Below are 20,573 nucleotides of genomic sequence, written 5' to 3'. Positions count from 1 at the left end.
TCTAATGGATATACTTGTCAAATTCAGCATTTCCGTGAAAATAAAGCGTACGCACACAGAGCAACAATGTACTAATTTTGTGGAAACAAAGTAGCTATTCCGTTTTGAGGAGCTGCTACAACCAACCATTCATCACCAGCGAAGCCCTGACCATCTCCAGCTTGCCAACATTCGTATTCTTCGTGGTATCCATTAATAAAAAGTATCCTGCCCGATTTAAAAGTTATATAAAGATGAGGAGAACTGTTTCCCAATTTAATATCTACAACTTGTTCTCTTCTGAGAGAATAAAGCAGTTTAAACTGTTCTTCCTCCGTTAGTTCACCCATTTCTTGTTCTGAACCAGGGAATAAAACTGCATCGGAAGAGTAAACGTTCCATTTCGTTTCAATATTTATCCATAAATGATCAGGCTCACGGTTTACATAGTGCATAAAGTAAACAAATGTTGTTGCAGGACTTAAACCAAATTTAATTCCATCTAATTGGCTTCCAATAAACATTTGCCGTAGCGCCTTCTCAGCAACTTGTCTTTCTTCAAATTCCATAAATAGACCTCTCTATGTACGAATTTTATTTTATGCTTTTATTTCACTACCTCTCCTGTATGATATATTGAAAAATTTCCCTTTGTAAACAAAAATTCAAAAAACTCTATCCGTTTTATTAACCCTCTTTTTAAGTTCGTTATAGCTAAATGAATTCCATTTAAAAGTTGTTTTATCGTACCTTATTTAATTTCATTTATTTTTCCGCTAACATACTGCTTTCTGTCTATTAACACCTTACACATAGACCGTAGCAATTATTTATTCACTAGCTGAAGTATATTGAATGAACAATATTGCGTTCATGAATTAATATAGAATCCCTCTTTAAAATAATTATTCAAAAAACAACAGAAACCAATTCAGAGCTATTACTTATGTAGGATCAATATAATTATCAGAAGTTGCAGGATTTTCTCGTTTTTTATGCTATGTAACACCGAGGAAATTTCGTTTTATATAAATCAGCTGCACATTTCCTTCGCTGTTATTTCCTCCCCTTGTTCTGTGCCATACATGTTGATAGAAAACTCTTCCTGTGCCAAACTTTGATTTTTGCCGTGCCATACATGTTGGTAAAAAACCCTTCCCGTGCCAAACTTTGAAAAGAACCTTTCGATCACTCCTTAGGTGATTTTCGCAGTGACAAACTTTCTGAAATACATTGTTGATATATCAAGGGTTTCAGCTGACGCGCGTGCCAAGGAAGTTGGAACGGTGTCAAACATGTTGACGCAGTGCCAAACATGTTGACGCATAACATCAAGCAGGCGGAATATCGCTCCTTTTGCATCCCTCGTATGCAAAGTCGTTAAAACAAGGTGGCCTGTGAGTGAAGCGCGGATTGCAATTCTAGCCGTCTCTTCATCACGAATTTCTCCTACCATAATCACGTCTGGATCATGCCTTAAAATAGCCTTTAATCCTGTTGAATACGTTACGCCGGCCTTTTCATTCACTTGTACTTGCAGCCATTGATCGTTTTGCTTTTCGACAGGGTCTTCGAGAGTAATCACATTTCGGCCGTGCTGGCTGGCACTATGCTGAATAAGCGAATACAGAGTCGTCGTTTTACCACTTCCAGTCGGACCTGTGAAAATAATTAATCCGTGAGAATGGGATAAAAGCGCGAGAAGTTTTTTAGCGGAGCTTGGAAACAAGGAAAGCTGCAGCAAGTCTGGTACGCCTTGTTGAGGAAGAAGACGAATGACGAGACTTTCTTTCGAGAGGGCCGTAGGCAATGTGGAGATTCGTAAAGAAATCAAAAATCTGGATACTTCAAGTTGAAATGATCCGCTTTGCGGCTTTCGTTTTTCGCCGATGTCCATCGAAGCCATAAACTTAAAATGAGAAATCAGTCTTTCACCTTCACGCAATGAAAACTGTCTATGGGGAATCAATTGACCTTGAGAGCGGATTTGAACAGCATAGCTATGTGTTCGGGGAATAAAGTGGATATCTGTCGAATTAAGAGTGAGGGCTTCTTGCAAAAGTTCTTCGACAGCTTCTTCAACCATCATTGTTCTTTATTTCACCACCTTTCATTTTGGCTCATTAACTTTATTCGACAGTAAACTAAAAACTCCTTCTTCTTTCTTTAAGTTTCTACAACAAGTTTTTAATCGTTCCTGCTAGGGGAGAAAGTATATAAAAATCCGCCATTTTACCTTATACATGTATTCATGGAGAGAGCATGATACTATGGAAATATCACGCAATCTTCACAAAGTGCGTGAAAGTTATGTTTACAATACTATTGTCGTTCCATTATAATAAGATACTGATGGAGTGACGAATAAAGGAGGGATACATAATGGATCGCATGTTCCGCGTATTAGCATTCTGGACTGGAATCTTTGCTGTCATGTTCTATCTTGGCGATATGCACAAAACAGCTTTGCTATTCCTCGGCCAGACCGGATTCTTCTTAATTGTAGGATATTTAAATTTAACTGAACGTATGTACGTGTACCTGTTTGCAGCATACTTAACTGTATTCTTCTGTGGATACAGCTACTGGACTACCTTTATGGTAACTCCTGGAGCAGGCCATTAATAAATGGTTCTGTCAGCCGGTCTATAATGGCCGGCTTTTTTATTTAGTTAACAATATAAAAAGGCTCTCTCAAAACAGACCCCGACCTTTTTCGCTCGATAAGAGAAGAAGATCTAGCCTGTATGAGACAGCCTTTATTTTTTAAAATCCGTTTAAAAACGGATTACGCTCCATTTCATCGCCAATCATCGTAGCTGGTCCATGTCCAGGCAGAACAATCACTTCTTCTGGCAATGTCAATAGATGATCGTGAATGCTTCTAATCAATTGCTCATGGTTGCCACCTGGCAAATCTGTACGGCCGATGCTTCCCATGAATAACGTGTCACCGGCAAATACAGCATTCCCTTCTTCAAAGAAATAAGATATGCTGCCTGGAGAATGGCCCGGCGTATGAAATAACCGAAGAGAAAAACTGCCTATTGTTAAGGAATCCTCGTTTCCTAAAAGATGGTCAGCTGGCTGGCCGCTGATTTCACCAAGCTGAAAACGGGCAGATCCATTTAAAGCCGGATTCGTGAGCCATTCTGCCTCTTCTTTATGTATGTACACCGGGATGTCAAAAGCTTCTCTAACTTGTTCAACAGCCCCAATATGATCGAAATGAGCGTGTGTTAGTAAAATAGCAAGCGGTCGTAAATGATTTTCATTTAACCAGCTAACGAGCTTTTCTCCCTCTGCCCCCGGGTCAAATACGATACACTCCCCCTTTTCATTAGATAGAATATAACAATTGGTTTGCAGTGGGCCTAGCGGCAATTGTGTCCAATTCATATGATCTTCGTCCACCTTTCTTTTTAACTCTCTTTATCGTACCAGCCAATCCTATCTTTTTAAAGAACAATGATTTTTCAACTCGACAAACATTAAAAAAAACTATAGAATAGTGATGAATATGTACTAATTTTACATAATTGTCTTTAGCTGATGATTATCGAGTGATCTTAGAAAGGAGTTTGACTTATGAACGGCTTAGTAATTATCTTCGCTCTAATAGCTCTTCTTGCCTTGTTCAGTACGGTAAACGCTTTAAAAAACAAAAACATTCTAGGCATTATTTTTGGACTCGGCACGCTAGGAGTATTTGGATGGTTTACAATTATGACTGTGATCCATCAAGGATACCCTGCTGCCTGATCCACTTTTCAGACAAAACCCTCTACAGCAGAGGGTTTTTTATTTTCCCTTCAACTTGATGAAACGACGAAAAAACCCTGCCGATTGCGGCAGGGTTTTACACATCTTATTTTTTGGCAGCGTTCGGGTCATAGAAGCGAAGTAAATCACCGTAAATAATTCGATCAGAATAATTTAATTCCGTTGCTGCTTTTTCTATAGAAGGGGCACAGTAATTCTTTTCGGTTGGCTGCTCTGTTGCTTTGTCCCAACACTTATTGTCCGCATACACATAATCTTTTGTTACAAAACGGCCGTCACGGAATATAGCTAAATCCTCATGATCTTTTGACAACAAATCTTGTCCGAACTGAAGATCATCTTTTGTTTCAATGCCAAGCAAGTGAAGAAGCGTCGGGCGAACGTCTATTTGTCCACCGACTTTATCAATCACTCTTCCTTTTACACCAGGTACGTGAATCATAAACGGAACTTTTTGCAGCTGAGTTGAAACAAATGGCGTAACTTCCTTGCCTAGGTACTGGCTCATCGCTTCATTATGGTTTTCTGAAATACCGTAATGGTCTCCATAAAGAACAATGACGGAGTTTTCATACAGCCCGGCAGCCTTCAAGTCCTCAACGAATTTTTTCAATGCCTCATCTGTATAGCGTACTGTGACAAAATATCGGTTCAATGTCCCGCTGTTTGAAGTAAATTCATCAATAAATTGATCTTCCTCATCGTAATAGAACGGGTGATGATTCGTTAAAGTGATAAGCTTTGAATAAAATGGTTTTGGCATGTCTTTCATATGCTGCACCGATTGCTCAAAAAACGGGATATCCTTCATTCCCCAGTTAACACTATTATCCGCATTAATGTCATAGTCGCCTGCCTCATAAAAGCGCTCATACCCTAAAGACTTATACATGATGTCCCGGTTCCAAAAGCTTTTGTTATTTGCATGCATCGCATTAGAAAAGTACCCGTTCTCCCTTAACTTTTCTGCCATAGAATTAAATTCATTGCCAGAATGAGTGAAGAAGACGGCTCCACGGCTTAACGGATAAAGTGAATTCTCAGTTAAAAACTCTGCATCAGACGTTTTTCCTTGCCCTGTTTGATGATAAAAGTTGTTGAAATACAAACTTTGTTTAGCAAATTGGTTCATAAACGGAGTAATTTCTTGACCATTCACTTTATTATTTATGACAAACTCTTGTGTGGACTCAACAGATACCATAATTAAGTTTTTCCCTTTTGCCACCCCAAACAATTCATCATTCGGCTTAGCATAATTGGTATCAGAGTAGTTTTCAATATCTGCTAGCTCACTGCCATCCGCAAGCGCTCTTTGTGCAGATGACTTTGATTGTAAAATCACATCATAGATATGATAATTAAACGTTCCTATATTTTTCACGAGCATTTCACGGTCAAATGTTCTCGTTAAAAGCTGCGGGCGTTCAATTTCAGACAGACCTAGGTTTAAAAAGAACATCGCAGCCGCCGCGAGAAAGTAGGCCCGGCGGTTCATTTTAGTCATGGAATGAAAGCTGATAAGCTTCGGCTTCACTTTTAAAATAACCATGATCACAATGAGATCAGCAAAGTAAAACATGTCATACCATTTAAATTCTTCGGTCACACTGTTTCCTAAATCGGCAAAGTTACTAGTCTGAAATAAGAGCGGCATCGTGATAAAGTCGTTAAAGAAACGATAGAAAACGACGTTTGCATAAAGCAAGAAAGTAAGCAAGAAGCTGGTAATGATCAGATAGCGATTTCTAGCTTTTTCACTTTTAAAGAACATACTAACCCCCATAATGAGCATAATAAAACTCAATGGGTTAATAAAAAGTATAAATGCCTGCAATGTATTTTCGATTTCAATGTTAAAACTCGTTTGATAGATAATATACGTTTTAATCCATAAGAACAAAACGACAACAGCGATTAAAGATACATTGTTGCGTAAGGTTCCTTTCATTCAATAACCTCCTTAATACAAAGCGCACAGGTTCCCCTGTGCCATATAAAGCCGTTCATATGTAAAAACATCATAGCTAATCTTAATACTTTTTTTACAAAAAAGCAAACGAGAGAAAATAGGGATTTTGTAGAATAATAGTTTACACACCTGCTTTCTTCACCTTTTGTCATACGTATCAACAAGGAAAAAGGTTTCATTTTTATAAAAAAAAGGGACCGTTTGAAATGGTCCCTTCCCTCATGCCTGATTAACAGCCACGCTTTTCTTTTTCTATTCTGCGCTCCTGTCTTAAAATGAGCACCGCCTGCTGAAAATCTTTCACTTCTAACAATTTCGAATCATACAAGTCCCTTATTTCGGCTTCCATCAAGTCCAAATCCGCTAGACGGTCGCCTACATAAACAAAAATGCCATACCGCTTTAAAAGCTGTTGCACATCCCACATCGTTTTCAACTTGTTCAACGGCCCCCTTACTAAGTTTCCCCACTCGACCTTCACCCATTGTTAAATGATGCTTGTTATTCCGAAAAGCCTAAGTACAGCCCCCCTGCTGATAATAAAAACGCTGCTATCAGAAAAGCAAATTGCATCAACGGCTTTTTCTTGGCAGGAAAATGAACAGCCCCCGTTGCTAAAAAGCCCCCTATTAATCCGCCTATATGTCCCGCATTATCAATTCCTGATACCGAAAAGCCAAAAACGAGATTAATCAAAATAACGACAATAATATTCATGCCCATTGTTCGAAAAAAAAGCCTAGGATAAATCACTCCAAAGTAAAGCAAAGCACCAAAGCAACCAAAGATCGCCCCGCTTGCGCCAGCTGATAAGCTAGAGTTCATGACAAAACTGGCTAACGCTCCCATAAAGCCTGAAAATAAATAAATAAAGAGAAAGCGGAATCGTCCATATATCTGCTCTACAGCAGTTCCAAGGAAATACAAGGCGAAAGTATTCATCAGCAAATGCAAAAAGCCTATGTGTAAAAAGATAGGGGTAAAGAAACGCCACCACTCTCCTTCAAGAATAAGCGGGTTAAATTTTGCCCCGAAGCGGATTAAATTTTCCGAGTTGGTACTGCCTCCAGTCAGTTCTAACAATAAGAACATCACCACTTGAACAGCGATAAACAGATAGGAGAAAAAAGGGGTGGAAGAATGGAATACTTTTTGATCCTCTTCACTCCGTTTAACTGAATGAACAAGCGCAGCCCGTCTATAAGCGGCTGTTTCTTCTTCCGAACCCGCCTCAAAAAAAGACAGCTCGATCCCTCCTCGAAACAATCGGCCAAAAGATTCTGCTGCTTCTTTCATATGTCCATGCGCAAATAAGATAGACATTACCTTCGTCCGTTCCCCCTTTGGAAAATAAACGGGTTCTTTTATGTAAGCTTCGTATTCATCAATCGGGGGATAAGGGGACAAATATAAATTGATGACCATCAATTCCCGCTTGCCTAGCTGTTTCCTAATACTTTCCCCCATAGCGGCTGCTTGCTCGATATCACGGCGCATTTTGTTGCCCCAATCGAGTTCGCTGTATATCATGCGAATAATCTGCGCAGACTTGTTTGATAAGTTTTCGAACAATATTTCCTGGCGATTCTCATCCATTTGAACAATTTGGTAATCCTGCTCTACAACTAAAAAATACGCCAGCTTCCAAAACAAGTTATGTTCATAAGAACCCATTTCATCACTGCCTTTATTCGTTTTCTGTTTACAGTAACTATAACGAATGGAAAAAGCGAATGTAAAGCGAGGACTATTCACATGCTGGTGTACAGAGAATCACTTCTTCTTCTGTAAGGATCTTCTTCACCGGCAAATCATGAGGCTCCTTTGGCAATTCCTCTACCAATTGTTGTGAAAAAGCAAGCGCTGCTGTTTTCCCATTGTAGCTTGCCAAAAAACGATCATAATATCCGCCACCAAAGCCGAGACGGCTGCCAGAGCGGCTAAAGGCTAATCCGGGCACAAGGATGAGGTCCATCTGAGAGCGGTCTACGATAGAAGTACACGAAGGGACTGGTTCATATAAGCCAGAATAAACCGTTTCTAATTCGGTAAATGCCGTAAGCTCATGAAAGTTCATTCCTCTCTCTGCCGGTATACACTTTGGTACTACAATCCTTTTTCCTTCTATCCAGCCTTGCCGGATGATCTGCCACGTATCAACTTCCGGCATATTGGAAACAGTTATAGCTACCGTTTGTGCTTCCTGCCATTCTTTTAAAGCAAAAAGACGACGGGCAATTTGAAAAGAATACTGCTCGTATGTAAGTCTATCTAATATTGACAACTCCGCTTTTATCCTTTGCCGCATACTTTGTTTATCCATAAAAACCCCCCTGTTCTTTGTTTAGTTTTTATGTATTAAAAAAACAGCAGGAAATAAATCCCCGCTGCTTACTTTGTTTCACGGTGTGCAGTAACACGCTTTTCTCTAGAACAGTATTTTTTCAGTTCAAGACGATCAGGATTGTTACGCTTGTTTTTAGTAGAGATATAATTACGATCACCGCACTCAGTGCATGCTAAAGTGATATTTACGCGCATCTTTTTTTCCCTCCAAACTTTTCAATACATTTGTATCTTCTTTACGACTTTTCTATAATAGCACTTTTCTTCTATAAATGCTAGTCTGACTTTACTATTCAATTACTTAACGAAAAATTCTGTCTTTATCTCCCCTCTTAGCATCCTGTAAAAGAAATAACCGGTTTGAATGTCCTTTAAATCACGCTATAATAAGCAGTGAGGTGAATAAAAATGAATGGACTCATTATTGGACTGGCCGTGGCAGGGGTTGTTTTTCTTTTATTATCTTTCTTTTTAAAGGACCGTTCCCGCCAGCTTGAAAAAGAAGTAGAAGAATTGTCTTTGCAATTCTTGCAAGAGACTTATCAACTAAAGAAAAAAATAAAGGTTCTTGAAGAAGAGTTGTTAATCGGACCTCCTGTCACCTCTCTGCAGGAAACAGCTGCTGCCAGTGAAACAACGGCTGGTATCAATGAAATCCTTAAAAACCAAGTGATCTCCCTCTATTATCAAGGAACAAGGATAGAGGACATCGCCAAGCAATCCTCTCTTTCTCTTTCACAAGTTCGGCATATTTTAACACCTTATTTGAACGAAGGAAAAGGATGATAGTATGAATAAACAATCAGTAAGAGCCTTTGCATTTGGCCTGCTTGCAGCTTCCTTAGCTCTTTTGGTTTATCAAGAAGCAGCCGGCGCAAACTCTACGTCATTATCCAAGTCAGCTATGATTCAAAAGCTAGAAAAAGAGCATTATGTCGTCTTAACCGCCAAGGAGGCCATACAACAGAAGCAGGAGAAAGAGCAGCTGCAACAGAAGCTCAACCGTTTTACTGCTAAAAACGACCAAAACGGTTCACCAAAAAAAGAAAAGACACGACAAAAAAACTCCTACACTTTGCGCATCGAATCAGGCATGTCTTCCTCTGAAGTCGGGCGGCTCCTTGAAAAAGCCGGCGTTATAGAGGACAGCGAAAAATTCAACACCTATTTAACAGACAACGGCTATGCTGAAAAACTCCAAGTTGGCGAACATACCGTTCATCCATCTATGTCTATGAAGGAAATGGCTGTTGTTTTAACAACCAAATAGAGGCTGCCCTTTCGAGGGCAGCCTCTATTTTCTTTCGCACTTCAAAAAATAGTGTATTAGCCGAATCGTCCTGTAATGTAGTCTTCTGTACGATGATCTCTTGGATTATTAAAAATGGTGTACGTATCATCATACTCCACAACCTCTCCATTAAGGAAAAAAGCCGTCTTGTCTGAAATACGGGAAGCCTGCTGCATATTATGCGTAACAATAATAATAGAATACTTTTCTTTTAAATCTTGAATCAGTTCTTCTACTTTTAATGTGGATACCGGATCAAGCGCAGAAGTCGGCTCATCCATTAATAATACATCCGGCTCTAAAGCAAGACTGCGCGCAATACAGAGGCGCTGCTGCTGCCCGCCTGATAATCCATATGCTGAATCATGAAGTCTGTCCTTCACTTCATCCCAAATAGCTGCTTGGCGCAGGCTCTTCTCTACTGTTTCATGGATCAGTTTCTTATTTTTAATTCCATGGATTCGTAATCCAAAAGCAATGTTTTCAAAAATTGATTTCGGGAATGGATTGGGTTTTTGAAATACCATCCCGACTCTTGTACGCAATTCCTCTACATGAAAGTCTTTGCTGAAAATGTTTCTCCCCCGATACTCAATGGCACCGGATGTTTTAACATTTGGCACAAGATCGACCATACGATTCAGTGTCTTAATATAAGTAGACTTTCCACAACCCGAAGGGCCAATGATCGCAGTTACTTCTCTTTCTTTCATGTCAAGATTAATATTTTTTAAAGCATGATGATTGCCATACCAGAGGTTGCATTTTTTTGTGCTATACACGGTTTGACGCTCAACAGGTGCTTGTTCATTGATTTTCTTTTCTTTCGTCTTAAAGGCGACTAATGCCATTTTATTTCCTCCTCGTTTGCTTTCGACTATCCTCAGTATTTATTCTCATAGCGGTTACGAATCCATACGGCGACCGAATTCATTAGGATTAAAATGACAAGCAGAACGATGATGCCTGCCGCTGCAAGAAAGTGGAACTCCTCCTGTGGTCTGCTCGTCCAGTTATAAATCTGCATAGGCAGAGCGGTAAACGAGTCAAATACACTTTTAGGCAGGAAAGCGACAAATGCTGGAATACCGATGACGACTAACGGAGCTGTCTCTCCTATAGCACGGGAAAAAGCAAGGATGCTTCCTGTTAAGATACCTGCTATAGCGGAAGGCAGCACAACCCGTAGAATCATTTGCCATTTTGTAGCTCCAAGTCCGTACGCCGCTTCTCTCAATTCTTTTGGTACCGCTCGGATTGCTTCCTGAGAAGCCACTATGATCACCGGAAGAATGAGTAAGCTCATCGTCAAACCAGCGGCTAGAATACTGTTTCCAAGAAAAAGAACCCGGACGAAGAGAGTTAATCCCAATAAACCGAAAACAACAGACGGAACACCAGCCAAATTGGAAATGTTCATTTGGATAAAACGAGTCATTCGATTTTTACCCGCGTATTCTTCGAGATAAACGGCTGTCCCAACCCCTAATAGTAATGAGACTGGCACAACGACAGCCATCATCCACAATGTACCTATAACAGCCGCTTTAATTCCAGCCTGTTCAGGTCGTCTTGAAGCAAAGTTTTGTAAGAAATCCCATGAAAGATGAGAGGCACCTTGCGAAAAAATTCGCGCAAGAAGCACGACGAGCAGGATAAAAGTGAAAAGAGCAGCGAGTAAAAACAATCCTTTGTATATCTTGTTCTTTAAAAGACGAACGGGGATTTTGTTAATCATTTCGTCTGTATGAATGTTTTTTTGTACGTTCTCCATCAATATTCCTCCCTGAACCTTCTGGAAATTCTCTGTGCCAGCATGTTCATAGCGAGTGTGAAAAGAAACAGGGTAAAGCCAACTGCGTAAATACTATAATAAATAGTAGTTCCAAACCCGGCATCACCTGTGCTAACTTGAACAATGTAAGAAGTCATAGTCTGCAATGACGTAGTCAAATCTAATGAAGCAGTCGGCGTTGATCCTCCGGCAATAGAAACAATCATTGTCTCACCAATGGCCCGGGAAATAGCCAGTACGATAGAAGCCATAATACCTGACAATGCAGCCGGAAAAGCAACCCGCCAAGTCATTTCCCATTTAGTCGCTCCCAGTGCTAAAGCTCCTTGACGAACCGAGTCAGGCACAGAAGAAAGTGCATCTTCTGAAAGTGAGACAATCATCGGAATGATCATCATGCCGACCACTATGCCCGGGCTGACCGCATTAAACATTTCCAGTGAAGGAAATATAGCACGAAGCAATGGAGTAACAAATGTTAAGGCAAAGAATCCATATACGATGGTCGGGACCCCTGCCAGCACTTCTAATATTGGCTTCATGAGTTTTCTAACTCTTTCCGATGCATACTCACTTAAATAAATCGCAACAGCAAGACCGATCGGAACAGCCGTGATTGAAGCAATTAAGGTGATCTTTAATGTACCTACCAATAAAGGCAACACCCCATAGGAAGCGTCCGTCTTAGAAAATGGATACCAGTCTTTTTTTGTTAAAAATTCAGCTATTGATATTTGTTTAAAGAAGGTAAAGGTCTCCACAATTAAAGTTAAAACAATTCCAATTGTTGTGACAACAGACACAGCTGCCATTAAAAAGAGAAGGACCGGAATCACTTTTTCTCCCCTGCTGAGAAAGCCGTTTTGATATTTTTTCTCAAGCAGGCTCTGGACCTGATTTTGACCATCGTTCGTTTTCAAAATGAAAACTCCTTTCAACCTTGTACAAGCGGGTAGATGTTCCCCCACCCGCTTGTACGTTTATCTGTTTTTCAGATTATTTCTTTAATCCTTCTAGTGTTTCCAAATCTTTTTTATACTCTTCTTCCGGAAGCTTTACATAACCAACTTCCTCTGATAGAGAGCCAGCATTTTCAATCGTAAATTTCAAGTAATCATAAACAGCTTCATCTTCTGCTACTGCTTTGTTAGCAGCATATGTGAATAGTGGTCTTGATAATGGAGCGTACTCGCCGCTCTCAATTGTTTCGTTCGTTGGTTCTACTGCACCTTTTCCAGCGTCAATTGGAACTACTTTCAACTTATCTTTATTTTCTAGGTAATAAGCATAGCCAAAGTAACCAATTCCACTTTTTTCTCCGGTTACACCTTGTACAAGGACATTGTCATCTTCAGATAATACAGCTGACTTGTCGATCTGCCCGCCTTCAAGGATTACTTCATCAAAGTAATCATACGTACCTGAGTCAGTACCTGGTGAGTAAAGCTTAATTTCTTCTTCAGGCCATCCTTTACGAATATCAGACCATTTTTTTGATTTCCCGTTATCAAGCCAAATCTTCTGCAGTTCTTCCACTGTTAGGCTGTCCACCCAATCATTATCTTTGTTCACCACAACGGAAAGACCGTCGTACGCTAGTTTAAATTCGGTAAAATCGATTCCTTTTTCCTCTAATGCTGCTTTTTCTTCATCCTTAATCGGACGAGATGCATTGCTCATTTGTGTTTCGCCAGCAATAAATTTCTCAAAGCCGCCGCCTGTTCCTGAGTAACCAACTGTTACTTTTACGTTCGGCTGTTCCATCATGTACTCTTCAGAAACAGCTTCCATGATTGGAAAAACAGTAGAGGAGCCATCGATCTGTATATTTCCTTGCATTTGTTTATTTTCTTCTGCTGATTGTTCAGCGTTTCCCTCACCGCTCGTGTTATTACATGCCCCCAACACTAACGCAGTGCTCATCATTGCTAAACCCGTCAACACCTTTATCTTTTTCATTCTGTTCTCCCCCTGCCAACTTGTAAGTTTTTGTTGTTCTTTACAGTAATCAGATTAAGGGAAAACTATTAAATAGGTTTTAATAGAATGTTAATGTTTTGTAAATCTCCATCTTTCAACAAAAAAAGCAGCAGGCTCAAAAGCCTGCTGCTTATTCTTCCTCTGTATTTTCCTCATTATTGTCGCTATCTGTACTTTTCTCTTCATCTTCCACACTATCCCTTGAGCGAATGTCTTTTTCAATGACAACGTCTGGTGTTTCTTCTTTCGCTCGTTGTGCTTTTAATTCAAAATATTTGTCGAGCACTTTTCGCCCAACGTTATTATTAAGAGGAGCCGAATTGGCACTATGCTGATAGGCCCAAGGAACAACAACCGCAAATGCTACCTCGGGATTGTCATAAGGAGCGTAGCCAACAAGGTTTACGTTCCAAGTCATTGGCAGCTGCTCGCCTCTTTTTAAATAGTCCTCACGCTTGGGGCCATCATACAAGCCTTCCGCTGTCCCAGTCTTACCTGCTGGATTATAGTCGACACCAGCGAAGTACTTTTTAGCTGTACCTTGCGAGCCATGCATAACCGCGTAGAAACCTTCCTGTACATGCTTAATCTCACTTGGAGTAGCATCTAGACGATTTAACACTTGGGGTTCGACTTCTTCTACTACTGGTCCAATTTTTCCTGTTTCAGCAATTGGCTGACGGATCTCCTTGACGATATGAGGCTTCATTCGATAGCCGCCATTAGCAATTGTTGATACGTATTGTGCGAGCTGTAACGGTGTATACGTATCGAACTGCCCAATGGCGAAGTCAAGTGCCAAACCTGGCTGAGTAAGTTCTCCCTGGAAACCAACTTGCTCATTCGGTAAATCAATACCAGTACGAACACCGAGACCAAATTGGCTAAAGTAGCGTCGCATCGTCGGCAGCGTTTCCGGGGAAATTCTTAATGGTCCATTCGGGCGATATTTCGCTTTTCCGATTTTCATTGCTGTTTTAAACATATAAACGTTGGAAGAGCGCATGAGAGCATATTGATCACTGATGCCCATTGCGCCGCCCCGGTTAAACCAAGAACTTTTTGTCTTGCCTCCTGAACCTGCAAATTTCAGAGGCTCATCGACGAGATATTCACCTGGGTGAATCGCCCCGGTCATATAACCCGTTAATACGGTCGCTCCTTTCACAACAGATCCCATTGTGTAAGAAGTGGTCAGGTTACCGAGCGCGAAGTCCCGCATCTCTGCTTTACCATCTTTTACGACAAATTGCTTGCCGGCAAGCGTTAAAATTTCACCTGTATTAGGATCCATGACTGTCACAAATATCCGGTCAAGAAGCGGATGGCCTCCTTGGCGTTTTGCTTGTCCAAGTTCTTCTTCAATAATCTTTTCAACTGCCAGTTGCAGATCCATATCAATGGTTAACACTAAATCGTTTCCGCGCTGTCCTTCACGGACTACTTCAGAATCAAGAATATTCCCCGACTTGTCGGTAACATTTTTCACCTTTGTTTTCTGGCCGCGCAGTACTTCCTCATATTGATACTCAATATAGCTTTTGCCGACACGGTCATTGCGGCTGTAATCTCTAGAAAGATAGAAGTCAACCATCTCTTTTGGCAAGCCTTCACGAGAGGAGGAAATATTGCCGAGTACCGTTTTTAGCGTATTATCATAAGCATACGCTCGATCCCAGTCAGTCGTCGTGTTCACGCCTGGAAGGGAGGCTAAGTTCTCACTCACCACTGCATACTCTTCTTCTGATACATTTTTGTTTTTAACGACTTGCGGTGTCATCGCGTAACCAGAAGTAAATTCACGATAAATCGCCAGCACTTCTAAATCTTGTTTCGTTAACGTTTTTAAATCTTTCTCCGTAATGCGGTCAAGCTGCATTTGATATAATTCTTTTGAAGAGATTTCATTCTCGTTAGCCTTTTCCCATTCCTTATCCGTAATTTTCTTCTTTGCTTTTTCCTCATTTTTGATAAGCCAGTAATCTTTTTTATCTCGTTCAGTCACCTGATCTGTTTCTTTATCAATCAGCTTTGCGAGCTTTTCTGCTGTCTCCAGCATTTCTTCCTGCGTAGCTCCTTTTTTGCGCGTATAAGTGATAGCATTCTGCGGAACATTATCCACTACAATTTGGCCGTTGCGATCAAAGATCTTTCCACGCGGTACACTTGCATTTACTGTTACGTCTTCTGTTCGCTCAATTTTCCGCTGATAATCTTCCCCCTGGACAATTTGCACAATTCCCAGTCTGAAAATTAAGATCGAAAAAAGCAAAAAGACAACAAAAAACATCATGTTCATCCGAAAAGGAACATGTGTCTTCTTCTTTCTCTTTGTTTTTTTCACCATTCATTATCCTCTCTGTTCAAAATCTATTAATCTCTATTCCCCATTTTAAACAACTTCCTGTTTTTTTTCTACATTGAAGCCTAAAAAGAGACTTGGATTAATTGACCAAGTCTCAGAACATACATAAAATTCACTTTAAACACTTCAAAGCACGAGATGACTAACAGAGTTATAAGCATCAAGGGAGTTTGTCGACAACGAGAGACTCGGCTTAATTGGCCAAGTCTCTAACAGACTGCCCGTTCACTTTTCGAATGCATAAATAAATAAAACTGTGTCCCGCTCCCAGAATCACGAGCAGAAATGGGATGCTTTCTTTTTCGTCAAATAAGGTAATCGCTACAATAAAAGACAGGATCGAAACAACCCGGCCAATATTAATAAATATCTCTCTGACAACGATATATTCTACCCTTCTTTCCGCCGCCTCCCTGCTTCTGCCGATCACATCATATGTCATCGATAAATAAGGTACGAGCAAAAACGGATAAGCCACCGCAATGATCGCCGCATAAATGAGGAGCTTTGTGAACGTTAAATCCACTATAATTAAGAAGAGCGACAGGAACAGTGTCATACCGCCTGCAAGAATGACTCTTTTTCGGTACTGCTCCTTCACTAGTTTCACGGCAAGTGAATAACTAAAAAAAGAAACACCCGAATAAACAAGCCCATACGTGCCAAGGGCCAGCTCACTCCCAGTTGTGACAAAGACAAAGACTGAAATAACAAAAACAAAAACGCCTTCTCTTAACCCTTGGAAAAAGTGAGCGTTTAAGACTCGTTTCCAATCCGGATGACGATCTCTTTCCTTCCAAACTTCCAAAAGCTGAAAGCGGCCGCTAGAAGGGCGCCTTTTTAACATCAGACTTAATAAAACAGCAACTAAGAAACAGCCGAGCGAAATGCCGAAAATAATAAAATAACCCGTATTAGACGTAAAACGGCTAATAATAAAGCCAGCCGCGATCGGTCCGATCATGCCACCCATTGAAAGCAAGGAGCCGAAAAAACCGTTAAAGAAATCTCTCGTTTCCGGTTCCGTAATTTCAAAGGTCAACACATTGTAAGCCAGCCAGTAAAACCCATAACCGATACCGAGCAGTGCACCAAGAAATACGATCCATTCTGACGCCTGACTGCCGATCAATAGAACCGCTATATAAAAACAGCCAAGGAATAAAACGCCCATCCTTAATACAATAATACGGTCTACCTTTTTGGCACATTGGCCTGCAGCCACATAAGCAAATAATTCAAAGACAACAGCTGTCAAATTATAAATGGCCAAATCAATGAATTGGCCGGACTGTCTCCACAAAAAAATATTTACAAACGTATTGGACAACGCCACACTCAGGGAGTATAAGCCGCCAATGAACAGCAACAGTCCAAGATCCTTCGACAGCGCTAAGTGGCGGAATCTCTTTCGAATGATCGACAAGATGTATCCCCCTTTCTCCTTATAGCGTTTGGAGAAAAGGAGAAAGTTATTCAAAAAAGCGAACCGATTTGTCGGTTCGCTTCATCAATTATTTTGCTTCTTGGTAACGTTTGGCTACTTCATCCCAGTTGACCACATTCCAGAAAGCGCTAACGTAGTCCGGACGACGGTTTTGGTAATTCAAGTAGTAAGCATGCTCCCAAACATCTAAACCAAGGATTGGTGTTTTACCTTCCATAATTGGAGAGTCTTGGTTTGGTGTGCTTGTAATTTCTAATTCACCGTTATTCACAACAAGCCATGCCCATCCGGAACCAAAGCGGCCTGCAGCTGCAGCAGCGAATTCTTCTTTAAACTTGTCGAAGCTGCCAAATTTGCTGCTGATAGCATCAGCTAATTCACCACTTGGCGCTCCACCGCCGTTTGGAGAAAGAAGCTGCCAGAATAAAGAGTGGTTCGCATGGCCGCCGCCATTATTACGTACAGCTGTGCGTACGCTTTCTGGAACAGCGTCTAAGTTTGCAATTACTTCTTCTACTGACTTGTTTGCCAGCTCATCTTGACCTTCAAGCGCTTTGTTTAAGTTTGTTACGTATGTGTTATGGTGCTTTGTGTGGTGGATATTCATTGTTTCCTTGTCGATATGAGGCTCCAGTGCGTCATATGCGTAAGGTAATTCAGGTAATTGGAATGCCATAATAAATTCCTCCCTATGTAATATTTGTTTCATGAACTTCAACTATAAGAGTAACAAAACTGAAAGCGCTAATCAATAATAAAGCTTATCGGATTTAAAGAAAAAGCAGTTGTTCTCTCTGGTTCAATCTGATCAGGAGAACAGCTGCTCTTTTCTCTAGTGAGTCTGCGACAAGTATTCGCTCTCTTCTTTACTCGCCCGAGAGCAGTGAGGACTTTGCCCGCCTTCTCTATGTACAATCATTTTTATACATGTCTAAGCCCTAAAATAGCCTCGGCAATATTAACGGCATGATCACCCATTCGCTCAAGATTGCTAATAATGTCAACGTATACAATGCCGGCCTGCCCTGTACAGCGGCCTTCGTTCATACGCAGAATGTGCTGTTTGCGCAGCTTTCTTTCCATTTTATCAATCAACTCTTCTTTTTGAGTTACTTCTTTGGCTAAGTTTAAGTCGTTTTCATCCAACGCCTTAATAGCCTTGTTGACAGCTGTGATCGTTAAAGCAAACATGTCTTCCAGGTCAGCCATTGCCTCATCGGTAATTTTCACTTTATTCGCCTGCTGATAATCAATGAGCTCAATAATATTTTCACAATGATCACCGATACGCTCAATATCGCGAACGGCATCGATTAACGTATTGTGTTTCTCCAGCTCTATTTCTGAAAGCGAGGTTCCCGACAGATGAACTAAATAGTCCGTAATTTTTTTATCCAGATTATTTAGAGCGTCTTCTATTTGAGTCGCCATGTCCGCATGCTTTTGATGCTTTGTTTTTAAATAGGTGTGCACTTCCTCCATCCCTTTGACGGCAAATTCCCCCATACGGATCACTTCTTCTTTTGCTTGTCCAAGCGCAATAGAAGGAGACTGTTCAATAAAGATTGGGTCGAGATGCTTCGCTTTATATTCTATAACTGTATCTTCTCCTGGTATCAGCTTCGTTACAATCATAGCGAGTACACCGACGAAAGGAAGCTGAATCAATGTATTCGTCACATTAAAGGTTCCGTGGGCAAAAGCTATCACCATTTTCGGCTCCAGACTCAGAGCAGTTGTTAAGTAAAGGATGAACTGAGTAAACAAAGGAAGAATGATTAAAAAGATTATTGTTCCGATTATATTAAACAACACATGAGTAGCAGCTGCCCGTCTCGCGGCTACAGAAGCGCCAATAGAGGCTAAAACAGCTGTAATGGTCGTTCCGATGTTATCTCCAAAAAGAACCGGCAATGCAGCATTTAAATCTAACAAATTCTCTGCAAACAAACCTTGCAAAATTCCGATTGTAGCGCTGGAACTTTGAACGATAACGGTGAAAATCGTTCCAACTACTACCCCTAGGATCGGGCTCGAACTCATATTGACGGTTAAATCATGGAATGTCTCTAATGAACGTAGCGGCTTCATGCCATTACTCATTAACTCTAAACCAAAGAAAAGAGAGCCGAATCCGAAAAGAATCATTCCTAAGTTGTGCATTTTCTTGCTTTTGAAGAAGAAAATAAATACAGCGCCGAGCGCCAAAATAGGCAAAGCGTAAGTGCCAACGTCAATCCCAATGATAAAGGCGGTTACGGTTGTCCCAATATTAGCTCCCATAATAACTCCGATAGCCTGCCTTAACGTCATAAATCCAGCGCTAACTAAGCCGACTGTGATGACAGTGGTAGCAGAGCTACTTTGAATTAAGACCGTAACAAGAATTCCCGCTAACACTCCCATCAAGGGATTAGTCGTAAACCGGTCTAAAATGTCACGCAATCGGTCTCCTGCCGATTGTTGCAGCCCGTCCCCCATTAACTTTATTCCATATAAAAATATACCAAGTCCACCCAAAAACTGGAACAGCATTTCTTGGACGTTGATCTCCATCTTTTCAACTCCTAATCAAATGAATTCGACAAAACTTGCAAACCCTCTACAATTATTAATAAAACGCAATGAAGAAGTAAATGATCTCAACAAAAAATTTACAATCGATTAACATTGAGGGGGACATATTACATTTATGTTACAAAATAAACCAAAAACTATTCGCTAAGCTTGAAAAAACAAGAGAAATCAGAATAGAATAACGAGAAGGAGGATTTACAATATGAACATTTTTCACCAGTTATGGAAGAGCCTCTATTCTCCAAAATCGATTTCTTTTTTTCGTTTTCAAGGAATAGGCAAAACCATTTCTTACATTTTCTTATTAATGCTACTCTCATCCCTGCCCTTTATGATCCAATTTAGCCTGCTGGCAACGAGCGGTCTCTCCTCATTTAAAGAAGTAGCGAAGGAAGAGCTGCCGTCCTTTACGATTGAGAACGGTCAACTTACTTCTCCTGAAACAAAAACGAAATGGTTGAAAAAAGGAGTCACTGATATTGTTTTTGATCCGGCAGGTACCGTCTCGGCTAGCGATTTAGCCAACAAAGATCAGGCTATCGGGCTTTTAAAAGAAGAGCTTGTTTTATCAGCAGGAGGCCAACTGCAGACGATCTCTTATGATTTTCCTGGCATCGCAGCGATAAACAAGGAGACAGTGATTCATTATACTCATTCACTTCAAGCCTATTCAGCCATCATTTTACCGGTTCTTTTTATTCTTTATTATCTTTTCACCTCCTGTATGGGCTTTTTAAAAGTTTCTGTTTTGGCTGCTATTGGTATGCTTTTTAAGCAGGTAACAGGTAGAAAATTGTTTTATCGGCAAAGCTGGCGTCTAGCTGCCTATGCTATGACACCGGCTATTATACTTTTTTCTCTGTTGCGTTTAGCAGGTATCACATTGCCTTTCAGCTTCCTTATAGACTGGCTGATAACGGCTCTTATGCTCTTTTTAGCTATCCGCTCTATTCCGCTGCCCAAGTCTAAAAAGCAGAAAGCAGCGAATTAACCCTTGAGACTGTAGATAAGATTTCTTCTATACATGATAGCCCTTCA

General features: G+C 40.6%; 20 protein-coding genes and 1 pseudogene. 5 read left to right on the top strand and 16 right to left on the bottom strand.

Translation table 11 applies throughout. The features are described 5' to 3' along the window. Positions 1-71: 71 nt before the first annotated feature. Positions 72-548 carry a hypothetical protein gene (locus A8F95_RS02330; RefSeq protein ID WP_065409044.1) on the bottom strand — a complete coding sequence of 159 codons (477 nt, stop codon included), beginning with the start codon at positions 546-548 and terminating at the stop codon, positions 72-74. Between the two features lie 761 nt (positions 549-1,309). Further along, a pseudogene (gene comGA / locus A8F95_RS02325) lies at positions 1,310-2,068 on the bottom strand (competence type IV pilus ATPase ComGA); the annotation flags it as partial. 293 nt (positions 2,069-2,361) lie between these two features. Here comGA and A8F95_RS02320 point away from each other — a divergent pair. Beyond that, positions 2,362-2,604 (top strand): DUF2626 domain-containing protein, encoded by a 243-nt coding sequence (locus A8F95_RS02320; RefSeq protein ID WP_049663166.1) that lies wholly within the window; start codon positions 2,362-2,364, stop codon positions 2,602-2,604. A 141-nt stretch (positions 2,605-2,745) separates the two neighbouring features. Here A8F95_RS02320 and A8F95_RS02315 read toward each other — a convergent pair whose 3' ends face one another. Continuing rightward, entirely contained in the window at positions 2,746-3,378 is a 633-nt protein-coding gene (locus A8F95_RS02315; protein ID WP_065409042.1) for an MBL fold metallo-hydrolase, read from the bottom strand. 189 nt (positions 3,379-3,567) lie between these two features. Here A8F95_RS02315 and A8F95_RS02310 point away from each other — a divergent pair, with 189 nt between their 5' ends. Next, entirely contained in the window at positions 3,568-3,741 is a 174-nt protein-coding gene (locus A8F95_RS02310) for a DUF2759 domain-containing protein (RefSeq protein ID WP_049663170.1), read from the top strand. Positions 3,742-3,847: 106 nt separating this feature from the next. On the opposite strand, the gene A8F95_RS02305 is transcribed toward A8F95_RS02310, so the two are convergent. From A8F95_RS02305 to rpmG, 5 genes are all read right to left on the bottom strand, one after another. Beyond that, positions 3,848-5,713 carry an LTA synthase family protein gene (locus A8F95_RS02305; RefSeq protein ID WP_065409041.1) on the bottom strand — a complete coding sequence of 622 codons (1,866 nt, stop codon included), beginning with the start codon at positions 5,711-5,713 and terminating at the stop codon, positions 3,848-3,850. Between the two features lie 250 nt (positions 5,714-5,963). Continuing rightward, complete coding sequence (locus A8F95_RS02300) at positions 5,964-6,170, bottom strand: YqgQ family protein (RefSeq protein ID WP_065409040.1); 207 nt, start codon at positions 6,168-6,170, stop codon at positions 5,964-5,966. A gap of 65 nt (positions 6,171-6,235) precedes the next feature. Further along, positions 6,236-7,489 carry a rhomboid family intramembrane serine protease gene (locus tag A8F95_RS02295; protein WP_245671053.1) on the bottom strand — a complete coding sequence of 418 codons (1,254 nt, stop codon included), beginning with the start codon at positions 7,487-7,489 and terminating at the stop codon, positions 6,236-6,238. After that, a complete protein-coding gene (locus A8F95_RS02290; protein WP_065409038.1) occupies positions 7,482-8,057 on the bottom strand; it encodes a 5-formyltetrahydrofolate cyclo-ligase in 576 nt (191 codons plus the stop codon). Before A8F95_RS02290 ends, A8F95_RS02295 begins: the two co-directional genes overlap by 8 nt. A gap of 68 nt (positions 8,058-8,125) precedes the next feature. Further along, positions 8,126-8,275 (bottom strand): 50S ribosomal protein L33, encoded by a 150-nt coding sequence (gene rpmG, locus A8F95_RS21500; RefSeq protein WP_077247170.1) that lies wholly within the window; start codon positions 8,273-8,275, stop codon positions 8,126-8,128. 213 nt (positions 8,276-8,488) lie between these two features. Between rpmG and A8F95_RS02285 the strand changes: the two genes are divergently transcribed. After that, a complete protein-coding gene (locus A8F95_RS02285; protein WP_065409037.1) occupies positions 8,489-8,866 on the top strand; it encodes a hypothetical protein in 378 nt (125 codons plus the stop codon). 4 nt (positions 8,867-8,870) lie between these two features. After that, positions 8,871-9,350 (top strand): endolytic transglycosylase MltG, encoded by a 480-nt coding sequence (locus tag A8F95_RS02280; protein ID WP_065409036.1) that lies wholly within the window; start codon positions 8,871-8,873, stop codon positions 9,348-9,350. 56 nt (positions 9,351-9,406) lie between these two features. Here the strand turns inward: A8F95_RS02280 and pstB are convergent, their stop codons facing one another. The 8 genes from pstB to A8F95_RS02240 form a co-directional block, all read right to left on the bottom strand. Continuing rightward, positions 9,407-10,222 carry a phosphate ABC transporter ATP-binding protein PstB gene (pstB, locus tag A8F95_RS02275; RefSeq protein WP_049663181.1) on the bottom strand — a complete coding sequence of 272 codons (816 nt, stop codon included), beginning with the start codon at positions 10,220-10,222 and terminating at the stop codon, positions 9,407-9,409. A 32-nt stretch (positions 10,223-10,254) separates the two neighbouring features. Further along, positions 10,255-11,145 (bottom strand): phosphate ABC transporter permease PstA, encoded by an 891-nt coding sequence (gene pstA, locus A8F95_RS02270; RefSeq protein ID WP_065409035.1) that lies wholly within the window; start codon positions 11,143-11,145, stop codon positions 10,255-10,257. Next, on the bottom strand, positions 11,145-12,050 hold the full coding sequence (pstC, locus tag A8F95_RS02265; RefSeq protein WP_245671103.1) for a phosphate ABC transporter permease subunit PstC: 906 nt from the start codon (positions 12,048-12,050) through the stop codon (positions 11,145-11,147). The genes pstA and pstC overlap by 1 nt, the downstream gene beginning before the upstream one ends. A gap of 112 nt (positions 12,051-12,162) precedes the next feature. Continuing rightward, positions 12,163-13,125: a PstS family phosphate ABC transporter substrate-binding protein gene (locus tag A8F95_RS02260; protein WP_049663187.1), complete on the bottom strand. Its 963-nt coding sequence runs from the start codon at positions 13,123-13,125 to the stop codon at positions 12,163-12,165. A gap of 151 nt (positions 13,126-13,276) precedes the next feature. After that, on the bottom strand, positions 13,277-15,493 hold the full coding sequence (locus A8F95_RS02255) for a peptidoglycan D,D-transpeptidase FtsI family protein (protein WP_065409033.1): 2,217 nt from the start codon (positions 15,491-15,493) through the stop codon (positions 13,277-13,279). A 211-nt stretch (positions 15,494-15,704) separates the two neighbouring features. Next, positions 15,705-16,937 carry an MFS transporter gene (locus tag A8F95_RS02250; RefSeq protein ID WP_065409032.1) on the bottom strand — a complete coding sequence of 411 codons (1,233 nt, stop codon included), beginning with the start codon at positions 16,935-16,937 and terminating at the stop codon, positions 15,705-15,707. A gap of 88 nt (positions 16,938-17,025) precedes the next feature. Beyond that, positions 17,026-17,634, bottom strand: coding sequence for a superoxide dismutase SodA (sodA, locus tag A8F95_RS02245; protein ID WP_065409031.1), 609 nt, complete (start codon positions 17,632-17,634; stop codon positions 17,026-17,028). Positions 17,635-17,879: 245 nt separating this feature from the next. After that, positions 17,880-19,514, bottom strand: a complete 1,635-nt coding sequence (locus A8F95_RS02240; RefSeq protein WP_065409030.1) for a Na/Pi cotransporter family protein — start codon at positions 19,512-19,514, stop codon at positions 17,880-17,882. Between the two features lie 223 nt (positions 19,515-19,737). Here A8F95_RS02240 and A8F95_RS02235 point away from each other — a divergent pair, with 223 nt between their 5' ends. Next, complete coding sequence (locus A8F95_RS02235; RefSeq protein WP_065409029.1) at positions 19,738-20,526, top strand: DUF1189 domain-containing protein; 789 nt, start codon at positions 19,738-19,740, stop codon at positions 20,524-20,526. Positions 20,527-20,573: the final 47 nt, after the last annotated feature.

It is taken from the genome of Pseudobacillus wudalianchiensis, from assembly GCF_001685015.1.
Classification (GTDB): Bacteria; Bacillota; Bacilli; order Bacillales; family Domibacillaceae; genus Pseudobacillus; species Pseudobacillus wudalianchiensis.
Note: the sequence above shows the minus strand (reverse complement) of the source record. Positions and strands in the feature narration are given on the sequence as shown.